Below are 22471 nucleotides of genomic sequence, written 5' to 3'. Positions count from 1 at the left end.
TATCAATCCATCACTGTGCAGGCCTGTCCATACATTAGACCTGTAACTCTGTATCTTAACTTTTCATATTGTTTTGAACAATGACTAACATCACTGCAACACGCTAATTCTTACCGATTAGTCTAATGAAATCAGAATGCACGTTTTCCATTTAGCCATATTCAGCAAATCCAAGGCATGAAAGGGATTATCTACCAGATTTTAGCGCTGTATAGCGATTGTAGCTTTTTTTTTAAGAGCAGGTGGCGTCAGGTTTGCCATATTCTGCAAACCAGATGCAAAGCATGGACCTGTAGCAAATCAGAGTTATGCTCGAATCTCTCAATTGTATTTTTGATTTTTATACAGGTAATAACATCCTGAGCTGTGCTACCGGTTCCACAGCGCTTTATGTATTTTTCCTGTCTGGTGATAATCAGACACCAGATCAATAAACTCTTTAAAATCCTTGTTCTCTACAACCAGACGGTTGACAGATTGCCAGTCAATACTGGTTCGCTCCCGCGCCGGAATAAGAGTCTGACTATTACCGGGATCCTGCGGATTAAGCAGGATCACGCCAATGCCATGCAGTGCACATAGCATCTGAAGCTCTTTTTCAACACTACGTTGCTTATCTTCGTTTATTTCGGTCGCAACCAGATAGCCGAAATGAGCCCAGCTTGAATTGCTCACTGCCTGGAAGAAACACTCCCTGACATTGCTTCGGTTAAGCTGGCGTTTTACTTCAAATGACCACAAACGCGTCAAACGCCCTTCGCTATAGCGTACGCAGTTTTGCACAACGCTATCCCACCCCTTATCAAGGGGCTGTAAGGCAACGATGTCAGGGTAAAGCCAATGGTTTGCTCCAGGTCCTTTATTATTGCCTGAACGTTTCTCATCGATACGACGGCAAAGTAGTTCTTCTTCTTCAGAAAGGTATTCAATCAGAAGCGGATAAAGTGCATGCTCGGAAAAGCTTACTGTCTCAGCAGAGGGAGTCGGAGCGATATCAAAAGATGATTCTTGTTGCACACCATTATCAATTTCCTTACCCCAATAAAATAGCCTGGGTCGCGGCTTGTCACGAGTCATAACCTGAGGACACATCGCTTTAGCCTGAACAGTTCTGGTCCCACCTATTTCAGCTGCTATTTGACTTAAGAAATCTTCATCACTGGCAAAACGAGGATTTTGACGTTTACTGGCAAGCTCTGCGCTGTATCGATCGATGATCTTCTGGGCAAGCTGACGGGCTGTGAATTGTTCATCAGGATTGGCCTGAAGAACATTAATAATCATCTGCGGGCGACTCGTCATGGCTCCTGCCTTGATATAAGAATAAGAACACGGATTTTAAGATGTCACAGTGTAAAACTCCCTGATGCTCAAACCAAGACCTCAATACGTGGTCTTGTGGCTTGTTGCCCTTTCAACGGGGGAGCAGGTCAATTGTCGGGCTTATTGACGGACTGATATGTCGCGACTTACGGCTATTTGAGGCAGCTCCTGAGTCCAGGATTGTTTATCACTGCGCCAGACGTATGATTTCATGCAGCTTAATAGCAAGGGGATTGGTGTGGCTGGCGGTGCCGTTTTTTTGTACCAGAGAGTGTGTTTATATCAGCGGCGGCAGCGATTGGACTGATAGTATCCATTACAGACGGATCTTTTAAAAAAATACGTGTGATGCAATCATTCCCAGCCTGACTGAAACAAACAGTCCGGGATTTACCAGTGCGCTATCTACAACTATCGTTGGCAACATTTTTGCTGCGACAGACATTGTACATTGACTTTCCACTCGCCAGATAGTTTACTTTTTTTTATTATAGTTACACCCTGAGTGAATCTATGCCATCAAAAATAAACTGGCTATTGCAAAACACCTCTCCGGGAAGCGTGGTTTTGCAATCCTGGCTAACCCGGAACAACATATCGCCTTCTCTGGCCTTTAAATACGCGCAAAGCGGCTGGCTGAAAAAACTGCGGGCTGGCGTTTATGCGCGCGCAGGACGTGAACCGGACTGGAGTGATGCGCTATGGAGTCTGCAAAGCCAGCTTGAGGCGCCAGTGCATCTGGCCGGACTGAGCAGCCTCTCCTGGCAGGGCCGTTCCCATTACCTGCAACTTAAGCAGAGTCAATGCTGGCTTAGCGCTGAAACCAAAACGATATTACCCAAATGGTTTAAAGAATTTCCCGGCGTTGAATGGCTAATAGTATCAGCCCTGAAGCTTCCTCAACTGGATGAGAAGTTCCGAACCGAGCTTGACGTTAAAGGAAAAAAATTAACCGCCAGCGTACCAGAGCTGGCAGCCTATGAGCTGTTAAGCGCAGTTCCTCAGGAAATCTCATTTGAGCATGCTGCCGAGCTTTTTCAGGGACTGGTCAATCTCAATCCACGTAAAGTGGAGAAGCTACTTACGCTCAGCCAGTCCGTACAAACTAAGCGCCTTTATCTGTTTTTCGCCAGTTTCTATGAGCATGCATGGTTCAAACGTGTGGATACCAGCAAAATCGAACTGGGATCGGGCAACCGACAGGTCGTTGTTAATGGCAAGCTGGACACGCAATACCAGATTACTGTGCCTGAAAATTTTACCAGGAAGGGAATAAGGCATGGATAAAACCTCCCCCTACTACCGCCAGGTCGCCCTGCTGGTGCGAGCATTGCCCTATGTCGCTAACGAGACCTGTTTTGCACTGAAAGGGGGAACCGCGATCAACTTATTTATTCGCGATTTTCCCAGATTGTCCGTTGATATCGATCTGGCTTATATCCCACTGGAAAACAGAGAGGTCGCCTTACCCAGCGTGCGGGAAGCGCTAACCCGCATCGCCACTGAACTGGAAACACAAGCCGGAATCAGTGCAGTGCTGCAAACCCATAATCCCGATGAGATGCGTATCTTAGTCACTACGGACGACGCGCAAATCAAAATCGAAGTTTCACCTGTTGCCCGGGGGACATTGTATCTACCGCAAGAACACGATGTCGTAGAAGCCGTGGAGGAAGAGTTTGGTTTTGCCGCGATCCCGGTAGTCTCACTGCCTGATTTATATGGCGGAAAGCTATGTGCTGCGTTAGATCGCCAGCATCCCAGAGACTTCTACGACGTTAAAATGCTCTTAGATACACAAGGAATTGACCGTGCAATATTCAATGGCTTTATCGCTTATTTACTTAGCCATAATCGTCCATTGTCTGAAGTGCTTAGCCCACGCTGGAAGGATATTACTGAACCCTTTCAAAATGAATTCAGCGGTATGACCCTTGAGGAGGTCTCACTGGAAGCGCTGAGAGAGGTCCCGGAAAGAATGCTAAGCGCGCTGAAAGCGCATTTCACTCAACAGGATTTCGACTTCCTGATGTCATTTAAACGCGGGGAGCCTGACTGGAATTTAGCACCAGAACCCCACATTCAGAATTTGCCAGCCGTTCAATGGAAGCTGCGAAATATAGGACGGATGAAGGAGGAAAAACGCGCGCAGTCGCTGGATAAACTGGAAAAGGTCATGACAGAATGGCTAAGCTAGTTTACTTTTTTTATTATAGTCACACCAATAGTGAAACTATATGATTTTTTATAAACCAGCAAAGCCCTGCCAGGATAAATTCCCCTCCTGACCTGCTCCCCGTTGATTAATACACCCCGATGTTAGTAATGTCTTCATAAGCCACGATAAGAACCGATCAGGCCCCGGAATTTACCCGCCGCACACTCGATCAATGGGCTTTTGAGCGTGGCGTAGAGCTGCGACTTATCCAGCCGGGTAAGCCAACGCAGAATGGATTTATTGAGAGTTTCAATGGACGCTTTCGGGATGAATGTCTGAATGAGCACTGTTTCAGCGATGTTCTTCATGGCCGGAAATTATTAATGGCTGGCGGCAGGACTATAACGAGTCCAGACCTTATTCATCGCTGAATTACCAGACTCCAGCTGAATTTGCAGCAGGCTGGAGAAATGGAAAATCAGAAGGTAAACAAACCGACATTACTAACTGATCGTTGTATCTAATACTGGGGGCAGGTCAATCAGCCCGCAAACGCCCCCACATCAGTCAGTTGTTACAGATAGAATCAGGTTCGCTTGCGGCGAGTGATTAAACGAGGAGAATCCGGCACTTACCAAACCCCAGAAACAAAAAAAGCCACCCTTAGGTGACTTGATTGCATTCTAATGGTGCCGAAGGCCGGACTCGAACCGGCACATCTTTCGATGGTTGATTTTGAATCAACTGCGTCTACCGATTTCGCCACTTCGGCACTGAAGAGGATGCGGAAAACGTTGGGGATTATACCGTTACGGCCACCATGCGCAACACTATTCATCCGGGATGTGCATTAAGCGGCGAAAAAAACAGCGTAGCGTGACATGGCCCGCGCGGCCAGACGTCACTCGCTAGATGGTCCGCTCGCTGACTACTCGCTGAACAACACTACCCCGCTGCTGCAACCATGAATCATGCTGAAACCGATCCCGTCGGATCCCTCTTGCTCACACACCGGTGTAATCTTTCTCCATAAGAAAAGCCCACAACAGCCACGCTTCCCGCGCGCCCTTCCCCCGGCCCCCGCTCTCAATCCCCGATCAACAACCCAAAACAAAAGAGCCAACCTCACAGTTGACCCCTTCTGCATGCTCAGCATTGGGCATCAGCGATGCCCGTTAGCACTCATTGTTGACAGGATGAGCACCTCAATGCGAATGGTCGTAATCACGCTGTTTCAGCTTGTTCTCAACCTTGTCTTTCGCTTCGCTGGCTTTCTCGCTCACCTTCTCAGTCAGGCCCGCTTTATGATCACGCTCGGTGGCTACGCCGGGTGATTGCGTGCCCACACCTGCTGCGGTAGCGGGTTTAACCCCTGCTGCACCGGTTGGTGACAGTTCGTTATCCAGTCCAGCCCGCGCATGGTCAATATCCACTTCCTGACGACGTACTGTGTCATTAATGGTCTCGGTACGTTCACTGCCGTCAGTACGCACCACCACTTCTTCTTTCACATGGGTCGTTTTGTTAATTACCGGCTGCTCGTGGGTTTCAGCCACTTCGACGGTTTTCTCGGACCAGTCCACTTCACCTGCCAGTGCCGGTTCATTCACCGAACGACGGAAGATGTCAGCGTGCTGCTCATGCAGCGAGATATCTTCAGAGACCTGATCCGTCACGGTATAGCGGCGAACCCGGGTCGAACCTTCACTCACCAGACGCTTACCGACTTCAATCTGCTCTTCGGCCAGGCGCAGAATATCTTCTTCGCTCTCATCACCGGTCAGTGAGGTGCGTCGTGGCTCAACCTGTCGATCCTCAACCTGTCGATCGTTGGTCTCTCCCGCAAACTGCTTACCGGCGGTCGGATTAATACCTGCTGCAGGCGCGCCGTTCTCAACGGTGCTTTGCATCCGCGACGGCACATCCACCGAATCATGCGAGTGCAGAATGGTCATGGCACGCGCCAGCTTCTCTTCTTCGGTACGCAGCGTCAGTACCACGCCGCCTTTATCCATCGCTCTGGTGTAAACATCCGCCTGCTCTTTATCGACGGTGTGGCCAAACAGGCGCTGCCAGATGCTCGGGTGCTTAATTGACTGGCCTTCCTGCTGCAAACGTTCTCCACTGATAAGACTGATGTCCCGATCAGAAAAGCCTGCTTTCACGAGATTTCTTTTCGCGGCCTCTGCCTGAATCGCAGAATCGAACAGTGTTACGATTTTTTCTTGTGCCATGATAGATTCCTCTCTTGTTAGCTGTTTATTACCGATCGTCGTCTCTCTCTATTTTCACCTGCTGCTCACGTCGGGTAACCACATCCTGAAAAGGAACGCTCTCCTGCACTTTTCGGATGTGAATCTCCTCTTTAAGCACCAGTCTTCTGACTACTTCAATCTCTTCTTCTACTACCGGGATAATCAGTACACCGTTCTCTTCCCTGATTTCGGGCATCGTCTCGACGCGTTGTGCTTTCGCTACATGCTCAACCTCAACCTTCTCCCGGTTAAGCAGTGTACTGATCACCTCGTCATGCTCGGTTGTGGAACGGGTTACGCGGACATGTCCATCGACAACGGTTTGCTTTGTCAGCGCTATCTGCTCTTCAGCGAGCTTCAGCGTTACCTCAGCATCTTTATCGTGTTCTGGCTGCCCCGCCATATATTCGCTCCCGTTAAATCAATACTTTTAAATAATCGCCACAACTGCCTGACACAGTCATTAAGCATGAACACTCTCACGAATTTCGCAAGGCGGAATAAAAAATTCATTGCGTAAAAATAGCGGAAAAATGAGTCATGACAGCGTTATTAAAATGCTAAAATGTCAGGTCATGGCATTAAGACGCAGAGAAAAATAAACACTAAAACAATTACTTAAAGCCAAATATCCTTAGCCAACAATCATAACTGCGCAAAAGCACCCACCTTAAAAATAAACATTTAAGCCCAGCGGGAAAATTTACCTTAACCAGGAATTATCCTGCGAAAGATAACAATGATATAAATGAATATTTAAAAATATTACAACCGATAAAATCATATTATCCTTCTGCGCCAGGCGAAGAGGTAAATAATCTACAAATTATCGAAAACGCTATTTAACCTGCGATTACAGAATATTCCCAAAGGCCTTGTTAATGGATAAATTCAGGAACTTTCTGCTCGCCAGTGGCTCTTAGCAAGGCTGAAGAGGCCATACAATTACAGACAGAGGTTGAGATGAAACAAGCACAACGCAGCGCGTGGGGATGGGGATTAGCGGCACTGTTGGTGGCGGGCAGTGCGTCAGCCGCCAGCTGGCAGGATCAACTGAGCAGTGCGGCATCGCAGCTCAGCCAGCAGAACAGCGGAACGAACTCCGGCACCACTACCGGGACCAGCCAGCAGAATGGCGGTCTGTCGCTCTCTTCCCTGACCGGGTTGCTGAACGGTGGCGACAAAGCGGTCAGCGCTAACAGCATGACCAACGCGGCGGGCGTGATGCAGTATTGCGTCGAGCACAACGTGGTGAAAAACAACGTGCAGTCGGTGAAAGATCAGGTGCTGAGCAAGCTCGGCCTGAACACCACCACAGCGCAGGAACAGAAAACTGACTACACCCAGGGCGTCGCGGGCCTGCTGAATACCGGCAACGGCCAGCAGCTCAACCTGCAGAGCCTGAGCAGCTCGCCGATGGGCGAGAAGCTGAAAACCAAAGCCTGTGACGTGGTGTTAAAACAGGGCAAAAACTTTATCTCCTGATAAAGCCGTCGCGCCGCTGACTCCCCTCTTGCATCGACAAAGCGGGGAGCATTGGCCGGTCCTGTCCTCGCTACATTTCACGCTGTGAACCCCGACACTCCCTTATCCGCACGTTGAGCGCTATAGTGTTGTTTTGATTTCTACAGGACAGCACGCATGAAAGGCATCAACATCGCACTTTACTTCGACCCCGATCGGATTCAGGCCTGCGTTCACGACCAGGACGACAGCTACTTCACCAAAAAATTCGAGTACGACGATGGCGTGATTGAAGAGATCTATCAGTGGCTGGATCAGTATGAGCCAAACCGAACTCACATCTGTCTGATTGAAAACGAAACCGCCGAACTGCTGGCTGACGAACTGGTCGACAGCGGCTTCCGCGTCCACCAGATCACCATGCACCAGCTGCTGAGCTGGTTCGCCTCCGAGCCACCGGCCACGCCAGACGGCACCCCGATGCGCGCCATGCTGCGCTTCCTGGAAGATGAACATCCGCGTGAATATGAATCACGCACGCCGCAAACCGAAGCGCTGATGGAGATGTTTGACGAGCTGGATGCGCTGGAGATGATCGATGATGCGGATGATGAAGATTCACTGCCTGCCGACCTGCTGCGCGCGATGAAGAAACACAAAATCACCGCCAGCGCCGCCGCCCAGCGTCTGCTGCCGGACATCAACGAACGTATCCGTGAGCATCTGATGCAGTATCCGGAACTGATGACGCCCGAAATTCTGCAGGACTTCTTCCCGGAATTAATCGAAGCGCTGGAACGTCCGAAACACTAATCACTCACGGATGATTTTAACATGCTGGAGTTAATCAAAGCGGTCAGTCTGGGGCTGGTGGTGCTGTTGCCGCTCGCCAATCCGCTCACTACCGTGGCGCTGTTTCTTGGCCTCGCGGGTGACATGAACTTTGAGGAGCGCAACCGCCAGGCCAGACAGGCCTCCATCTACGTCTTCGCCATCATGCTGGTGGCGTGGTATGCCGGTAATGCGGTGCTGGATACCTTCGGCATCTCGATCCCTGGCCTGCGCATTGCCGGCGGGTTAATCGTGGCGTTTATCGGTTTTCGGATGCTGTTTCCGGCTAAGCCTGCCGGCCATTCTGTCGAAGCAAAGCAGAAACTGGATGAGCTGGAGGAAACCAAAGAGTCGGTGAATATCGCCTTTGTGCCACTGGCGATGCCAAGCACAGCCGGGCCGGGCACCATTGCGATGATCATCTCTTCCGCCTCGACGGTAAGAAGCGGCATCGATTTTCCGGTCTGGGTGGTGAATACCGCGCCGGTGCTGACCTTTCTGCTGGTGAGCCTGATTTTATGGATTTCGCTGCGCAGTTCGGGGGCGATCATGAGAATCGTGGGTAAAAGCGGCATTGAGGCGATTTCGCGCCTGATGGGATTTTTACTGGTCTGTATGGGCGTGCAGTTCGTGATCAACGGCGTGCTGGAAGTGGTGCGCACTTTCCACTAAGCATCAATACGCTAAACATAAATAAAGGGTGCCCGTGACCGGGCACCCTTTTCATCTGTTACTTCAGCGTTTTCCGCACTTCAGCAACCTGATCTTTACTCACTTCCGGTGCCTTGTTGCTCCAGCCCTGACGGATAAAGGTCGCCAGCTTCGCCACCTCTTCATCACTCAGACGCTGACCAAAGCCTGGCATCGCCAGTTTCGACGGCGCTTTCTCTGTCGATGGCTGCTGCGCACCGGCCAGGATAGTGTGGATTAATCCGGTTGGATCTTTGGCATTCACGATCGTCGCCTGATCCAGCTCCGGGAAGATCCCCGGTGCGCCTTTGCCGGTAACAAAGTGGCAGGCGCCACAGTTATCCAGATAGAGCCGCTCGCCTTCGCTCAGGTTCTTCGCCGCGGTCAGCTTCGCTTCGGTCGCCTGCTGCGCCTGGACGTTGTAGGCCTGCAACGGCGGGTTACCGCCGAGGAATTTCAGGTAGGCGGCAATCGCTTTCAGGTCAGCGTCGGTCATGTGCGAACTGCTGTGCTCAATCACCGAGGTCATCTCGCCGCCCACCGCCGCTTTATCGTTGCGGCCGGTCTGCAGGTAATCCACGATTTCCTGCTCGCTCCAGCGCGGCAGTCCGCGCAGTGACGGCACATCCCAGTTATTCAGGCTACCGCCCGCCAGGAATTTGTCATCACCGCTATCCAGCGCTTTCTCGTTCATGCCCAGACCGCGCGGCGTATGGCAGCTGCCGCAGTGGCCCAGGCTTTCGACGATGTAAGCACCACGATTGATCTCGGCAGAGGCGCCGCCAATCGGCTGGAACGGTTTGTCCGAGGTGAACGCCCAGTTCCAGAAGCGCATGCCCCAGCGCTGGCTGAACGGGAAGCTCAGTTTGGTTTCCGGCGGCTGTTCCGCGCTCGGCTGTACGCCTTTCATAAAGTAGACGTACAGCGCGTGCATATCGGCATCGCTGATTTTGGCGTAATCCGGGTATGGCATTGCCGGATAGAGCCGCGATCCGTCCGGTAATACCCCTTTACGCACCGCATCAGAGAACTGCTGTTCGCTGTAGTTGCCGATGCCGTGGGTTTTATCCGGCGTGATGTTAGTGGAGAAGATAGTGCCGAGATTCGACTCAATCGCCAGCCCGCCCGAATAGTCCGGTTTGCCTGGTAATGAGTGGCACGCCATGCAATCGCCCAGCCGGGAGAGATATTCACCCTGCTTGATCAGTTGCGCCTCATCTTCAGCGTGCGCTGGCAGGGCAAAACCGCTGGCCAACAGCACTGCGTTGGCGAATAAAAAGGATGTCAGTTTCAGCTTATTCATGCGCTTATGCCTGTACCAGTGGGCCGGGATTTTTCAGATACTGATCTTTGATCGCCTGTGCCGCCATCAGCGTAATAGCGCCGATGGTGTCGGTCGGGTTCGCCTGGAAGTTCTGCGGGAAGGCGTTGCCGCCCGGCACAAAGACGTTATGCACGTCCCAGCTCTGCAGATACTTGTTCAGCGCCGAGGTTTTCGGGTTATCGCCCATCACCGCGCCGCCCACGTTGTGGGTAGAGACATACTTGGTCAGGTCAAAGTCCGCGCCCATCGGCAGGAAGCTCATGCTCATGCTGTCCGGGTTCAGCTCTTTAGCGATGTTGCCGACGATGCCTTTCAGGTGCTGCTGCAGCTTGAGCTCATTCTCTTTCCAGTTAAAGGTCATGCGCAGCAGCGGCAGGCCACGGTGATCGTTGTAGTTCGGATCGAGATCCAGATAGATATCGCGGTAAGACTGGCAGGTGGTGGTGATGCTGATCTTCATTGAATGACCGTACCACTCTTCCAGTCCCTCTTTGTAACCCAGGCCCCAGGTTGGCGTGCCTTTTGGCAGCGCGGTGCTGATTGGCGTACCGGTCGCCTGGGAGCTGTGGATCTTCGCGCCGCCGAGGAAGCCGAGCGATGGGCCGTCGAAGTTGCCTGGCGAGATATCGTTAAACATCTGGCCGGTGGCGCCCGCGGTGGCGTACGGGTTGAAGTTTTTATCTTTGAAGAACAGGGTTGCGCCGCCGTTCGACAGGAAGGCGTAGTTACGTCCTACCACACCCTCTTCGGTGATCGGGTTATACGGCTTGCCGATGCCGGAGAGCAGCATCAGACGCACGTTGTAGAGCTGGAAGCTGCTCAGCACCACAATTTTGGCGGGCTGGAAGCACTCGTTGCCCTGTGCATCGATGTAGATCACCCCTTTCGCGGTTTTCTTATCATCGTTCAGCACCACTTTGATCACTTCCGCGTTCACTTCGTAAGAGAAGTTCGGCATCCGCTTCAGCGAATCCATGACCGCGGTTTGTGGCGAGGCTTTGGAGTAGTTAAGGCACGGATATTTACTGCAGTAGCCGCAGTAGTTGCACGGCGCGATCTGGTTGCCGTACGGGTTTTTCCACGCGCGTGACACGCAGGCGGACGGGTTCGGGAACGGATGGTAACCGAGCTTTTTCGCCACTTCCTTGAACATCACGTTGTTCAGCGTGTCATCCAGCGCCGGCAGCGGATAAGGCTCCGAACGCGGTCCTTCAAACGGATCGCCGCCTTCAAGAATCTGGCCGCGCAGGTTGCCGGTGTTACCCGACTGGCCGCAAATCAGTTCGAATTTGTAATAGTAAGGCTCGATCTCTTCCCAGCTGAACGGGAAATCCATCACCCGCATATCATCCTGCAGAATGCCTGGCTTGTACGCCTCATCGACATAGGTCTTGAGTTTGATATCGGTAGGCGTTGGACGGATCAGTACCGCCGTCCAGTGCAGACCAGAACCGCCGACGCCGGTGCCGGGTGCAAACGCGCCCCATTTACGGGTTGGCAGCGCCGTCTGGCTGCTGTTGTAGCGAACGGTAACCGCCACTTCTGCCGGGGTGGCGAACACTTTGTTGCGCACCGCGTAGGCGTATTCATCCGCCGGTTTAGGGTAGGCGAACTCGTCGTAATCACGATCGCCGCCGCGCTCCAGCGCGCGCACTTCAAGTCCTGCCAGTGCCAGTTCGATGCTCATCAGCGAGCCGGCCCAGCCGAGGCCGCAGACGACGACGTCGACTTCTTTTTTAGTAACCTGTGCCATGATAATCCTGTTTCAAAACCCTGATTCGGAATGCGTCTTACGCGCGCTCGCCTTTAACACTGACCGGACCCAGCGGATACGGAACGTTGTGCTGTTTCACCCATTCGGTGAAGCTGGCACGCGCGCCCGGGAAGCCGATGGCGATCCAGGCTTTCATGCCTTTATTGCCGCCATACATCGGGTCCGCGAGGTAACCGTGCTTGGTATCTGAAAGCAGCTGGCTGAAGAACTGAGACGCCTTGAGGTTGGGTTCGCCCAGCGCCGCAAAGTCGATGTCGTTTTTATTGACCTGGGTCAGCACCGCATCTTTCTCTTCCAGCGTCAGCGCATGAAACGCTTTCTGGTGAGTGTTCTGCGACCACTGATTAATCAGCCGGATAGCAGTCTGATACATCTGTTGTGGACGGAACGGGATCTGGTAGCCCATGGTGGCGGGCGCCTGGATATTGAACGGACCCTGCAGGTAGATTTCGCTGCCAAACTCTTCGCTGTGCAGCTGCTGATCGATAAAGATCGGCACGTTGGTTTCCAGCGCGCCTGGCGCTTTACCTTTGCCGCCCGCCGGAATCAAACGATCGGTGGCCGCAAGGATAAACTGCCATTCATCGGCAGAGAAAAAGATGGGTTTATAGTCAGCTAATTCCGGGGCGGCCATCTCTGCAGCCTGGGCGGCAGTGATGCCTTTAAAGACCAGCTCACTTAATGGCAACGCCAGTAATGAGCCCAGCAAAAATTTACGCCTGGTGGTGGGTTTTTGTAACAGCATATCCGCACGACTCTCATCTGCTAAATACCCGACTGACAGGCTACGCAATCGTCAGGCTGGCAGCGCGAGCGGCTGGCAGATTGCCAGTCACTTCAGAGAATCAACGCGCACAGCACAGACGTCTGCAGAACCTACAGGGTGGGTATAATAATTTTTATGTGAATAACGGAACATATCGGTTAATAACCTGGCAATCTTAGGGATATAGATGTGTCTGAATGTAAAAATTGAATTTAAGATGTGTTTTAGTGAAAATTTATCATGGTGTTGCGTTGAGGTTACAGGCTGGTAAAAGTTTTAGAGCGAGGAAATTTATTCTAAAACCGCACAATCGTCGGGTAAAGGGCGGTTTTTACCGCGTATCGGCACACTATTATTTTCGGTCAGTCATCATCACGCAGAATAACCGATAAAAAAATATCATACTTCCATACAAGAGAATTATTCTTATTGGCAACATTATATTTACTTTGAGTGTCAGACAATCAGATAGCGCGCAAAATGTGATCGGTGGCGTGGAACCGGCGTTATTTAAATAATGCGCAAAATTCCGTCAGAATAATTACGGACTGTCACTATCTTTATTTGTTCATTTGCCTGAATCACGCTGGTAATAATTGTGCAAAGCTCAGAACAAACCGGCATTTTGAGTTTTCTCCACGCCAGATAGAGTAGGTTAATCAACTACTCAGGATAACTCTTTATGCGTAAAACGCTTCTTTCACTGCTTACCGCCGTGGCGCTGGCTCACCCGGTGTTCGCCGCCACGCCCGCCGATACGCTGGTGATTGCGGTGCCACTCGATGGCATCATCAGTTTTGATCCGGCGGAAAGTTTCGAAACCATCAGTAGCAGCAGCCTGCGTAACATTTATCAAACACTGCTGGAGCCGAATCATCAGGACCCGCAGCAGTTATCGCCACTGGCGGCCAGCCGCTGGCAGCCGGGAAAAACTCCACACAGCCTGGTATTTGATCTCAATCCGCAGGCCCGTTTCGCCAGCGGCAATCCGCTGACGGCCCAGGATGTAGTGTTTTCGTTAACCCGCGCGGTGAAACTCAATAAGGCACCCTCGTTCATCCTGGGTGAATTTGGCTGGACGCCCGACAACATCGACCAGCAGTTTACGGTGATTAACGACCACCAGCTTGAGCTGCGCTGGCCGGCACAAATCGGCAGCGATCTGGCACTGCGACTGCTCACCGCGCCCGTCGCCTCGCTGGTCGACAGCAAGCTGGCGCAACAGCATGCCGCAAACAACGACTACGGCAATGGCTGGCTGAAAACGCATTCCGCCGGTAGTGCCGCCTATGCCATCAAACAGTTTGTGCCGCTGCAGGCGCTGGTGCTGGAAGCCAATCCCAACAGCACGCAGCCGTCGCACCTGAAACGGGTGCTGCTGAAAGGGGTCGCCGAGCCAGGCACCCGTCGTCTGCTGATCCAGCAGGGTGATGTGGATGTCGCCTATCAGCTCGGGCCGGATCAGATCGCCGCCGTGAAAGGCACGAAAGATGTCCGGGTCGATGCCTTCCCTTCCAGCCTGATCTACTACCTCGGCTTTAACACCCAAAGCCCGCAGCAACCGGCGCTGGCTAACCCGGCACTGTGGCAGGCGGCGCGCTGGCTGGTCGATTATGACAGCCTGGCGAATCAGCTGTTAAAAGGGCAATACCGCATTCATCAGAGTTTCCTGCCGGACGGTTTTGATGGCGCGCTGAACAGCACGCCGTTCCATTACGATCTGAAAAAGGCGCAGTCGATTCTGCAACAGGCTGGCATCAAGCCTGGCACCCACATTGCCCTGACGGTGGTCAATCAGCCTCCTTACATCGATGTGGCGCAGGCGCTGCAGGCCAGCTTCGCCAAAGCGGAGGTGAATCTGGATATTCAGCCGGTGGCGGAATCGGAGCTGTGGAGCAAAATGCGCAGCCGCGATTTCCAGGCGATCTTCTCCTACTGGGGCGCGGACTATGTCGATCCCAACACCAACGCCAGCGCCTTTGCCTATAACGTGCCGGGCGGCGGCAAAACGCTGGCGTGGCGGGTCGGCTGGAGCATCCCTGAACTCAGCGCCGCCACCCGTGCCGCAGCCGGTGAAAGCGATGCGGTTAAACGTCGCAGCCGTTACCAGCAATTACAGACCCAGGTGCAGCAGTCATCACCCTTTGTCGTGATGCTGCAGGGCGCAACTCAGGTGGCGGTGCGTAGCAATATCCGCAACGTGCAGCAGGGGATCGGCGTCAGCCTGCTCAATTTCGAAGACGTGCAGAAGTAACCTGGCCCGTTGCTCTGCGGAGCAACGGCCTGCTTTTTGGTGAAAAGTTCTCCGCTTTACCCCGCCCCGCTTGCTATTCTTCAGGCATAACCCCTTGCCTGAGAGTGGAAAATCATGACTTCCCCGCTACTGATTGCCCGCACCACCGACGTTCAGCTTGAACTGTTACCGCAAATGGCCAATCGCCACGGATTGATTACCGGCGCGACCGGCACCGGTAAAACCGTCACCCTGCAAAAGCTGGCCGAATCGTTCTCGTCGATTGGCGTACCGGTGTTTATGGCCGATGTGAAAGGCGATCTGACCGGTGTGGCGATGGCGGGCCAGAGCAGCGAAAAACTCCAGCAGCGGCTGGCCAGCATTGGCGTCACCGACTGGCAGCCGCAAGGCAATCCGGTGATGCTATGGGATATCTTCGGTGAAAAAGGCCATCCGGTGCGGGCGACCGTCTCCGATCTCGGTCCGCTGCTGCTGGCGCGCTTGCTGAACCTTAATGAAGTCCAGAGCGGCGTACTGCAGATCATTTTCCGCATCGCCGACGATCAGGGCTTACTGCTGCTCGATTTCAAAGATCTGCGCGCCATGACGCAGTACATCGGCGACAACGCCAAAAATTTTCAGACCCACTACGGCAACATTAACAGCGCCTCGGTCGGGGCGATTCAGCGCGGCTTGCTGACGCTGGAGCAGCAGGGTGCCGAGCATTTCTTCGGTGAACCGATGCTGGATATCGCCGACTGGATGCGGGTCGACGATCAGGGCAAAGGCTTTATCAATATTCTCTCGGCGGAGAAGCTCTATCAGCTGCCGAAACTCTACGCCACCAGCCTGCTGTGGCTGCTCTCTGAGCTGTATGAACACCTGCCGGAAGCGGGCGATCCCGATAAGCCGAAGCTGGTGTTCTTCTTCGATGAGGCGCATCTGCTGTTTAACGACGCGCCGCCGGTGCTGCTGGAAAAGATCGAACAGGTGATGCGGCTGATTCGATCCAAAGGCGTTGGCGTCTGGTTCGTCACCCAGAACCCGGCAGACATTCCGGATCGGGTGCTGGGACAGCTCGGCAATCGGGTACAGCACGCCCTGCGCGCCTTTACGCCAAAGGATCAGAAAGCGGTCAAAACGGCCGCTGAAAGTCTGCGCGCTAACCCGGCCTTCAGCAGTGTGGAGGCGATTCAGGCGCTGGGCACCGGCGAAGCGCTGATCTCTTTTCTCGATGCCAAAGGCAGCCCGTCGGTGGTCCAGCGGGCGATGGTGATTGCGCCCGGCTCACGCATGGGACCGGTAACGGCCGATGAACGTAACGGGCTGATCAACCACTCGCCGCTGTATGGCAAATATGACAGCGAGGTCGATCGCGAATCAGCCTTTGAACGGCTGCAGCAGGGCTTTCAGGCCAGCGGCGAACAGACCAATGCGCCACCCGCCAAAGGCAACAGCGTGGCCGTTGATGAGGGCATTCTCGGCGGACTGAAAGAGATTCTGTTTGGCCATACCGGGCCACGCGGCGGTAAGCACGATGGCGTAGTGCAGACCATGGCGAAAAGCGCCACCCGCCAGATAACTAACCAGATCATCCGCGGCGTGCTCGGCAGCCTGCTGGGTGGCCGCCGCCGCTGAACAACGCGCTCTGCTAAGATCGGGATATGGATAAACAACACGAACTGAAACGGACCAAACGTCTGGCGCTGCTGCTGCTGTTACTGGCCGCCGCCACCTTCATCATCACCCTGTTTCTGCCGCCCGGCTTCTGGGTCAGCGGCGTGAAAGCGATAGCGGAAGCGGCGATGGTCGGCGCGCTGGCTGACTGGTTTGCGGTAGTGGCGCTGTTTCGCCGGGTGCCGGTGCCTTTTATCTCGCGTCATACCGCGATTATTCCGCGCAACAAAGACCGTATCGGTGAGAATCTCGGCCGCTTCGTGCAGGAGAAGTTTCTCGATACCGATTCTCTGCTGAGCCTGATACGCCGTCACGATCCGTCGCACCTGCTGGCGCAGTGGCTGAATGCGCCCGGCAATGCCGATCGCATCGGGCGGCATCTGCTGCAGGTGATGCGCGGCTTCCTCGATCTGACCGACGACACGCGTATTCAGAACTTCATGCGCCGCGCGGTGCATCGCGCCATCGATAAGGTCGATCTGACGCAGACCAGCGCGCTGATCCTGGAGAGCCTGACCAAAAATAATCGTCATCAGGCGCTGCTGGACGCGGCGATCGAGCAGCTGCTGGCGCTGCTGCATAAGCCCTCAACCCGCGAGTTCATTGCGCAGCAACTGGTGCGCTGGCTGAAGCGTGAGCATCCGATCAAAGCCAAAATGTTGCCAACCGAGTGGCTGGGCGAGCACAGCGCTGAACTGGTGGCGAACGCGGTCGATTCGCTGCTGGATGATGTGGCGCTGGATCAGGGGCACGAGCTGCGTCTCGGCTTTAACCGGGCGGTGGAGCGCCTGATCGTTAAACTGCAAACCGACCCTGAGATGGCGGAGCGCGCCGAGGTGATCAAGAGCTGGCTGAAAGAGGATGCCACGCTTAATCGCTACATCGGCGAGCTGTGGAACGATATGCGTAACTGGCTGAAAGCGGACCTCAGCAGCGACGATTCGCGGGTGCAGGAGAAAGTGCGCGGCGCGGCGCTGTGGCTGGGCGAAACCCTGGCTGCCGATCCGGCGCTGCGTGACTCGATGAACCAGCACCTCGAACAGGCGGCGCGCAGCGTAGCGCCGGAGTTTGCTGGCTTCCTGACGCGCCATATCAGCGACACCGTGAAGAGCTGGGATGCGCGCGAGATGTCGCAGCAGATCGAGCTGAATATCGGCAAAGACCTGCAGTTTATTCGCATCAACGGCACGCTGGTGGGCGGTACCATTGGTCTGATTCTCTATCTGCTGTCGCAGTTGCCAGCCGCTCTGCCCGCATTGTCTGGCTGGATAACAGGCTGGATAAATAGCGTGGCCTGAAGCCGCTTTTCGCCGCTGAAACAGCGGTTTCCGGAGAGCTCATTCGTAAAGCGATGGAAGCCTGCGCCTGCAGCCAATCATCACCGGCCACGGATGCGCTTTTGCCTCTTTGCGAAAGGCGTATGCTCCCTGAGCCGGCAGGTTAAAAACAAAAAAGGCCGCTTGCGCGGCCTTTTTCAGTTGCGGTGCTCGCTTAGCGCCGCTTGATCAGCATAAACAAGCTGATGGCGAAGAACGCGAAGCTCGGCAATATCGCCCCCAGAATCGGCGGCAAGCCGTAAACCAGGCTGAGCGGGCCGAAAATCTGGTCCAGCACGTAGAACAGGAAGCCGAAGCTGATGCCGGTGACTACCCGCACCCCCATCGACACGCTGCGCAGCGGGCCAAAGATAAACGACAGCGCCATCAGCATCATCACCGCCACCGACAGCGGCTGGAAGATCTTGCCCCACATATTCAGCAGATAACGCCCGGACTCCTGGCCGCTCTGCTTGAGATATTTGCTGTAGTTATACAGGCCGCGAATCGACAGCGCGTCCGGATCGAGTGCCACCACGCCGAGTTTGTCCGGCGTCAGGTTGGTTTTCCATTCGCCACTGAGGCTTTGCGAGCCGGTAATCTGGTTAGGATCGGTCAGGTTTGACTCATCCACCTGCGACAGAATCCAGCGCTTTTTCGCCGCATCCCAGATAGCGGTCGCAGCGAAGCGTACGCTCTGCAGCCGACGCTGATCGTTGAAGCTGTAGATGCTGACACCATCAATTTCATTGTCGCCTTTGATACGCTCAATGAAGATGAAGTTGTTGCCATCTTTCGCCCACAGGCCATTTTGCGTCGACACCAGCGCGCCGCCATACAGCTGCTGCGCCCGGTAGTTACGCGCCATCTGCTCGCCCGAAGGCGCGACAAATTCGCCAATCGCCATGGTCAGCAGCACCAGCGGAATCGCGGTTTTCATCACCGACAGCGCCACCTGCATACGGGTGAAACCGGCGGCCTGCATCACCACCAGCTCACTGCGCTGCGCCAGCGTCCCCAGCCCCAGCAGTGCGCCGAGCAGCGCCGCCATCGGGAAGAAGATTTCAATGTCTTTCGGCACGCTGAGCAGGGTGTAATAACCGGCGGAGAGCGCGCTGTAGCTGCCCTGGCCGGTTTTACGCAGCTGATCGACGAACTTGATGATGCCGGAGAGCGATACCAGCATGAACAGCGTCAGCATGATGGTATTGAAGATGGTTTTGCCGATATAGCGGTCAAGTACGCGAAACATCAGACCGATCCTCCGCGTGTGAAGCGGGCACGGACCCGACGCATCGGCACCGTATCCCACAGGTTAAGCAGTACCGCCAGCAGCAGATAGCCGATATTCACCACCCACATCCAGACGGCTGGATCGAGCCGCCCTTTCGCCCCGCTCGACTTCAGCGAGCTTTGCAGCAGGAAGAAGATCAGATAGAGCAGCATCGCAGGCAGCATCGACAGCACCCGGCCCTGACGTGGATTGACCACGCTGAGCGGCACCACCATCAGCGCCATCACCAGCACCGAAAACACCAGCGTCAACCGCCAGTGCAGCTCGGCGCGGAAGGTTGGCGAATCGTTGCCGAACAGGCCGGTAAAGCTCGACTGCTCCGCATCATTCGGGTCCAGCGTCGCCTCTTTGTAGCCGACGCGCGCCTGATAGTTGGTGAAGTCAGTGATGCGGAAGTCGCGCAGCAAGGCGGTGCCCTCAAAGCGGGTGCCTTTATCCAGCGTCACCACCTGCGAACCGTCTTTATGCTGTTCCATATGACCGCTGTCAGCCAGCACCACCGACGGCCGCGCGTTGCCTTTTGGCCGTAACTGCGCCAGGAACACGTTGCCGAACTGGTTGCCTTTGACATCCTCGATGAACAGTACCGCGTTGCCATCGCTGGAGGTCTGGAACTGCCCGGCCGCCAGCGCCGCCGTACCTGGATTGGCTTTGGCGTTCTGGGTCACTTCATCCTGATAACGGGATGACCAGGGACCGAGCCAGATGACATTCACCGCCGCCACCAGCGAGGTAAACAGCATCAGGACCATCGCCGCCTTGACCAGCACGGCTTTACTCAGGCCGCAGGCGTGCATCACGGTAATTTCACTTTCCGTGTAGAGTCGTCCCAGCGTCATCAGGATCGCCAGAAACAGACTCAGGGGCAGTATAAGTTGTGCCATTTCAGGCACACCCAGTCCTAACAGAGTCAGAACGAGGTTTGTCGGCACTTCGCCATCCACCGCGGCTCCTAAAATCCTGACTAACTTCTGGCAAAAGAAGATTAATAGCAGGATGAAGAGGATAGCCAGCTGGCTTTTGAGCGTTTCCCGAACCAGATATCTAATGATGATCACGCTTAGTACGCCTGTGAAAACTTGTCTTTTTGCAGGAAAATCGCTAGTTTCAACGCTTATTTGCCATTTTTCTTCATCAATGGCCGTCATCGTAGCTAAAATTGTATGACAAACGCGCATGGGTGGTGGAAAAACAACATCTTGTCACCCTGATTCATTATGACCTCCAGCGGCAGATTGTCATGCTGCCACGATGAATAAATGGGTCATGAGCGCGCTACATTCTAGCGGCAGCAGCGGCCGTTGTCTTTAAGATTCAGGAGAGTGCATGGAGTTCAGTGTAAAAAGCGGAAGCCCGGAAAAACAGCGCAGTGCCTGCATTGTCGTTGGCGTTTTCGAACCGCGCCGTCTGTCACCGATTGCCGAACAGCTGGATAAAATCAGCGACGGCTATATCAGCGCCCTGCTGCGCCGTGGCGAGCTGGAAGGAAAAGTAGGCCAGACACTGCTGCTGCATCACGTGCCCAACATCCTCTCTGAGCGGATTCTGCTGATTGGCTGCGGCAAAGAGCGCGAGCTCGACGAGCGTCAGTATAAGCAGGTCATCCAGAAAACCATCAATACGCTGAACGATACCGGCTCAATGGAAGCGGTCTGCTTCCTGACCGAGCTGCACGTCAAAGGCCGCAACACCTACTGGAAAGTGCGTCAGGCGGTCGAAACCTCGAAAGAGGCGCTGTATAACTTCGATCAACTGAAGAGCAACAAGGCGGAACCCCGTCGTCCGCTGCGCAAGCTGGTATTTAACGTACCGACCCGCCGTGAACTGACCAGCGGTGAGCGCGCGATCCAGCACGGTCTGGCGGTCGCAGCCGGGATGAAAGCGGCGAAAGATCTCGGCAATATGCCGCCAAACATCTGTAACGCCGCCTATCTTGCCTCGCAGGCGCGCCAGCTGGCGGATGCCTTCAGCAAAAATGTCACCACCCGCGTCATCGGCGAACAGCAGATGAAAGAGCTGGGGATGAACGCCTATCTGGCGGTCGGTGCCGGTTCGCAGAACGAATCGCTGATGTCGGTGATTGAGTACAAAGGCAATCCAGATGCCGACGCACGCCCTATCGTGCTGGTCGGTAAAGGCCTGACCTTCGACTCCGGCGGTATCTCGATTAAGCCGTCCGACAGCATGGACGAGATGAAATATGATATGTGCGGCGCGGCCTCGGTCTATGGCGTGATGCGCATGGTGGCCGAGCTTAACCTGCCGCTCAACGTGGTCGGCGTGCTGGCCGGTTGTGAAAACATGCCGGATGGCCGGGCGATGCGTCCGGGCGACGTGCTGACCACCATGTCTGGTCAGACGGTGGAAGTGCTGAATACCGATGCCGAAGGCCGTCTGGTCCTGTGCGATGCGCTGACCTATGTCGAACGTTTCGATCCGGAAGTGGTGATTGACGTCGCGACCCTGACCGGTGCCTGCGTGATTGCGCTGGGCCACCACGTCAGCGGTCTGCTGTCGAACCATAATCCGCTGGCGCATGAGCTGATCAGCGCCTCTGAGCAGTCGGGTGACCGCGCCTGGCGTCTGCCGATGGCGGATGAGTATCAGGAGCAGCTGGAGTCCAATTTTGCCGACATGGCTAACATTGGCGGCCGGCCTGGCGGTGCGATTACCGCCGCCTGCTTCCTGGCGCGCTTTGCCCGCAAATATAACTGGGCGCACCTCGACATCGCCGGTACCGCATGGCGTTCAGGCAAAGCCAAAGGCGCCACCGGTCGTCCGGTGCCGATGCTGTCGCAGTTTCTGTTGAATCGGGCAGGATTGAACGGCGACGATTGATCGCCTCAATGCTGACTACAAGGGCGGATGAGATTCCGCCCTTGATCTTCTGACGAGCAAACTGATGAAAAACGCAACCTTCTACGTGCTGGAAACCGATGCACCGAGCGACGGCCTGAGCGCCATTGAAGCGCTGGTGTGCAATCTGGCGGAAACACGCTGGCGGGCCGGAAAGCGGGTGTTGATCGCCTGTGAAGATGAGCAGCAGGCAATTCGTCTCGACGAAGCACTGTGGCAACGACCGGCAAACGCCTTCGTGCCGCATAACCTTGCCGGTGAAGGCCCGCGCTACGGCGCGCCGGTTGAACTGGCCTGGCCGCAGCGTCGCGGCAGTTCGCCGCGCGACCTGTTAATTAGCCTGCTGCCACAGTTCGCAGATTTTGCTACTGCTTTCCATGAAGTGATAGACTTCGTTCCTTACGAAGAATCTCTCAAACAGCTGGCGCGCGACCGCTATAAAGCGTACCGCAGCGTTGGTTTCCAATTGAATACGGCAACGCCGCCACAGCCGCAAACGACATAGCAGAA

The 22471-nt window shown here is 54.6% G+C and carries 20 protein-coding genes and 1 tRNA gene; 12 read left to right on the top strand and 9 right to left on the bottom strand.

Features of this window, described 5'->3' with window-relative positions; translation table 11 throughout:
• Positions 1-369: 369 nt before the first annotated feature.
• Positions 370-1302 carry a COG2958 family protein gene (locus ACX3P5_RS02180; protein WP_458968229.1) on the bottom strand — a complete coding sequence of 311 codons (933 nt, stop codon included), beginning with the start codon at positions 1300-1302 and terminating at the stop codon, positions 370-372.
• A 101-nt stretch (positions 1303-1403) separates the two neighbouring features.
• Between ACX3P5_RS02180 and ACX3P5_RS02175 the strand changes: the two genes are divergently transcribed.
• The 4 genes from ACX3P5_RS02175 to ACX3P5_RS02160 all read left to right on the top strand — a co-directional run bounded on the left by ACX3P5_RS02175 (position 1404) and on the right by ACX3P5_RS02160 (position 3912).
• Entirely contained in the window at positions 1404-1658 is a 255-nt protein-coding gene (locus ACX3P5_RS02175) for a DUF4400 domain-containing protein (protein ID WP_458968228.1), read from the top strand.
• Positions 1659-1836: 178 nt separating this feature from the next.
• On the top strand, positions 1837-2610 hold the full coding sequence (locus tag ACX3P5_RS02170; protein ID WP_458968227.1) for a type IV toxin-antitoxin system AbiEi family antitoxin: 774 nt from the start codon (positions 1837-1839) through the stop codon (positions 2608-2610).
• A complete protein-coding gene (locus ACX3P5_RS02165; protein ID WP_458968226.1) occupies positions 2603-3520 on the top strand; it encodes a nucleotidyl transferase AbiEii/AbiGii toxin family protein in 918 nt (305 codons plus the stop codon). The genes ACX3P5_RS02170 and ACX3P5_RS02165 overlap by 8 nt, the downstream gene beginning before the upstream one ends.
• Before the next feature lie 260 nt (positions 3521-3780).
• Positions 3781-3912 carry an integrase core domain-containing protein gene (locus ACX3P5_RS02160; RefSeq protein WP_458969166.1) on the top strand — a complete coding sequence of 44 codons (132 nt, stop codon included), beginning with the start codon at positions 3781-3783 and terminating at the stop codon, positions 3910-3912.
• A gap of 256 nt (positions 3913-4168) precedes the next feature.
• Here ACX3P5_RS02160 and ACX3P5_RS02155 read toward each other — a convergent pair.
• The 3 genes from ACX3P5_RS02155 to ACX3P5_RS02145 form a co-directional block, all read right to left on the bottom strand.
• Positions 4169-4253: transfer RNA gene (locus ACX3P5_RS02155), tRNA-Leu, on the bottom strand.
• A 433-nt stretch (positions 4254-4686) separates the two neighbouring features.
• Positions 4687-5715, bottom strand: coding sequence for a YsnF/AvaK domain-containing protein (locus ACX3P5_RS02150; RefSeq protein ID WP_458968225.1), 1029 nt, complete (start codon positions 5713-5715; stop codon positions 4687-4689).
• A gap of 28 nt (positions 5716-5743) precedes the next feature.
• On the bottom strand, positions 5744-6139 hold the full coding sequence (locus ACX3P5_RS02145; protein ID WP_458968224.1) for a DUF2382 domain-containing protein: 396 nt from the start codon (positions 6137-6139) through the stop codon (positions 5744-5746).
• Positions 6140-6699: 560 nt separating this feature from the next.
• Between ACX3P5_RS02145 and ACX3P5_RS02140 the strand changes: the two genes are divergently transcribed.
• The 3 genes from ACX3P5_RS02140 (at position 6700) to ACX3P5_RS02130 (ending at position 8703) form a co-directional block, all read left to right on the top strand.
• The gene (locus tag ACX3P5_RS02140; RefSeq protein ID WP_233985413.1) at positions 6700-7221 is read left to right on the top strand and encodes a YjjA family protein; all 522 of its coding nucleotides are present in this window, start codon (positions 6700-6702) and stop codon (positions 7219-7221) included.
• Between the two features lie 156 nt (positions 7222-7377).
• Complete coding sequence (locus ACX3P5_RS02135) at positions 7378-8013, top strand: hypothetical protein (protein ID WP_233985414.1); 636 nt, start codon at positions 7378-7380, stop codon at positions 8011-8013.
• Between the two features lie 21 nt (positions 8014-8034).
• Positions 8035-8703 (top strand): MarC family NAAT transporter, encoded by a 669-nt coding sequence (locus ACX3P5_RS02130; protein ID WP_233985415.1) that lies wholly within the window; start codon positions 8035-8037, stop codon positions 8701-8703.
• A gap of 58 nt (positions 8704-8761) precedes the next feature.
• Here ACX3P5_RS02130 and ACX3P5_RS02125 read toward each other — a convergent pair whose 3' ends face one another.
• From ACX3P5_RS02125 to ACX3P5_RS02115, 3 genes are read right to left on the bottom strand one after another with little or no spacing between them, the layout of a single operon-like run.
• The gene (locus ACX3P5_RS02125) at positions 8762-10024 is read right to left on the bottom strand and encodes a c-type cytochrome (protein WP_336755911.1); all 1263 of its coding nucleotides are present in this window, start codon (positions 10022-10024) and stop codon (positions 8762-8764) included.
• 4 nt (positions 10025-10028) lie between these two features.
• Complete coding sequence (locus tag ACX3P5_RS02120) at positions 10029-11798, bottom strand: GMC family oxidoreductase (RefSeq protein WP_233985417.1); 1770 nt, start codon at positions 11796-11798, stop codon at positions 10029-10031.
• A 37-nt stretch (positions 11799-11835) separates the two neighbouring features.
• Positions 11836-12564 carry a gluconate 2-dehydrogenase subunit 3 family protein gene (locus ACX3P5_RS02115; protein WP_233985418.1) on the bottom strand — a complete coding sequence of 243 codons (729 nt, stop codon included), beginning with the start codon at positions 12562-12564 and terminating at the stop codon, positions 11836-11838.
• A 703-nt stretch (positions 12565-13267) separates the two neighbouring features.
• Between ACX3P5_RS02115 and ACX3P5_RS02110 the strand changes: the two genes are divergently transcribed.
• From ACX3P5_RS02110 to ACX3P5_RS02100, 3 genes are all read left to right on the top strand, one after another.
• Entirely contained in the window at positions 13268-14839 is a 1572-nt protein-coding gene (locus ACX3P5_RS02110) for an ABC transporter substrate-binding protein (RefSeq protein WP_458968223.1), read from the top strand.
• A gap of 114 nt (positions 14840-14953) precedes the next feature.
• Positions 14954-16456, top strand: a complete 1503-nt coding sequence (locus ACX3P5_RS02105; RefSeq protein WP_458968222.1) for a helicase HerA-like C-terminal domain-containing protein — start codon at positions 14954-14956, stop codon at positions 16454-16456.
• A 26-nt stretch (positions 16457-16482) separates the two neighbouring features.
• On the top strand, positions 16483-17793 hold the full coding sequence (locus tag ACX3P5_RS02100; RefSeq protein WP_233985421.1) for a DUF445 domain-containing protein: 1311 nt from the start codon (positions 16483-16485) through the stop codon (positions 17791-17793).
• A 193-nt stretch (positions 17794-17986) separates the two neighbouring features.
• On the opposite strand, the gene lptG is transcribed toward ACX3P5_RS02100, so the two are convergent.
• The gene (lptG, locus tag ACX3P5_RS02095; protein WP_336755914.1) at positions 17987-19063 is read right to left on the bottom strand and encodes an LPS export ABC transporter permease LptG; all 1077 of its coding nucleotides are present in this window, start codon (positions 19061-19063) and stop codon (positions 17987-17989) included.
• The gene (gene lptF, locus ACX3P5_RS02090) at positions 19063-20163 is read right to left on the bottom strand and encodes an LPS export ABC transporter permease LptF (RefSeq protein WP_336755915.1); all 1101 of its coding nucleotides are present in this window, start codon (positions 20161-20163) and stop codon (positions 19063-19065) included. Before lptF ends, lptG begins: the two co-directional genes overlap by 1 nt.
• Before the next feature lie 268 nt (positions 20164-20431).
• Between lptF and pepA the strand changes: the two genes are divergently transcribed.
• A complete protein-coding gene (gene pepA / locus ACX3P5_RS02085) occupies positions 20432-21943 on the top strand; it encodes a leucyl aminopeptidase (RefSeq protein ID WP_031375817.1) in 1512 nt (503 codons plus the stop codon).
• 64 nt (positions 21944-22007) lie between these two features.
• Positions 22008-22466: a DNA polymerase III subunit chi gene (locus tag ACX3P5_RS02080; RefSeq protein WP_031375818.1), complete on the top strand. Its 459-nt coding sequence runs from the start codon at positions 22008-22010 to the stop codon at positions 22464-22466.
• The last annotated feature ends 5 nt before the right edge of the window (positions 22467-22471 follow it).

The sequence above is a fragment of the Pantoea sp. S-LA4 genome (assembly GCF_054482835.1).
This window is presented reverse-complemented; position numbering and strand designations above follow the sequence as displayed.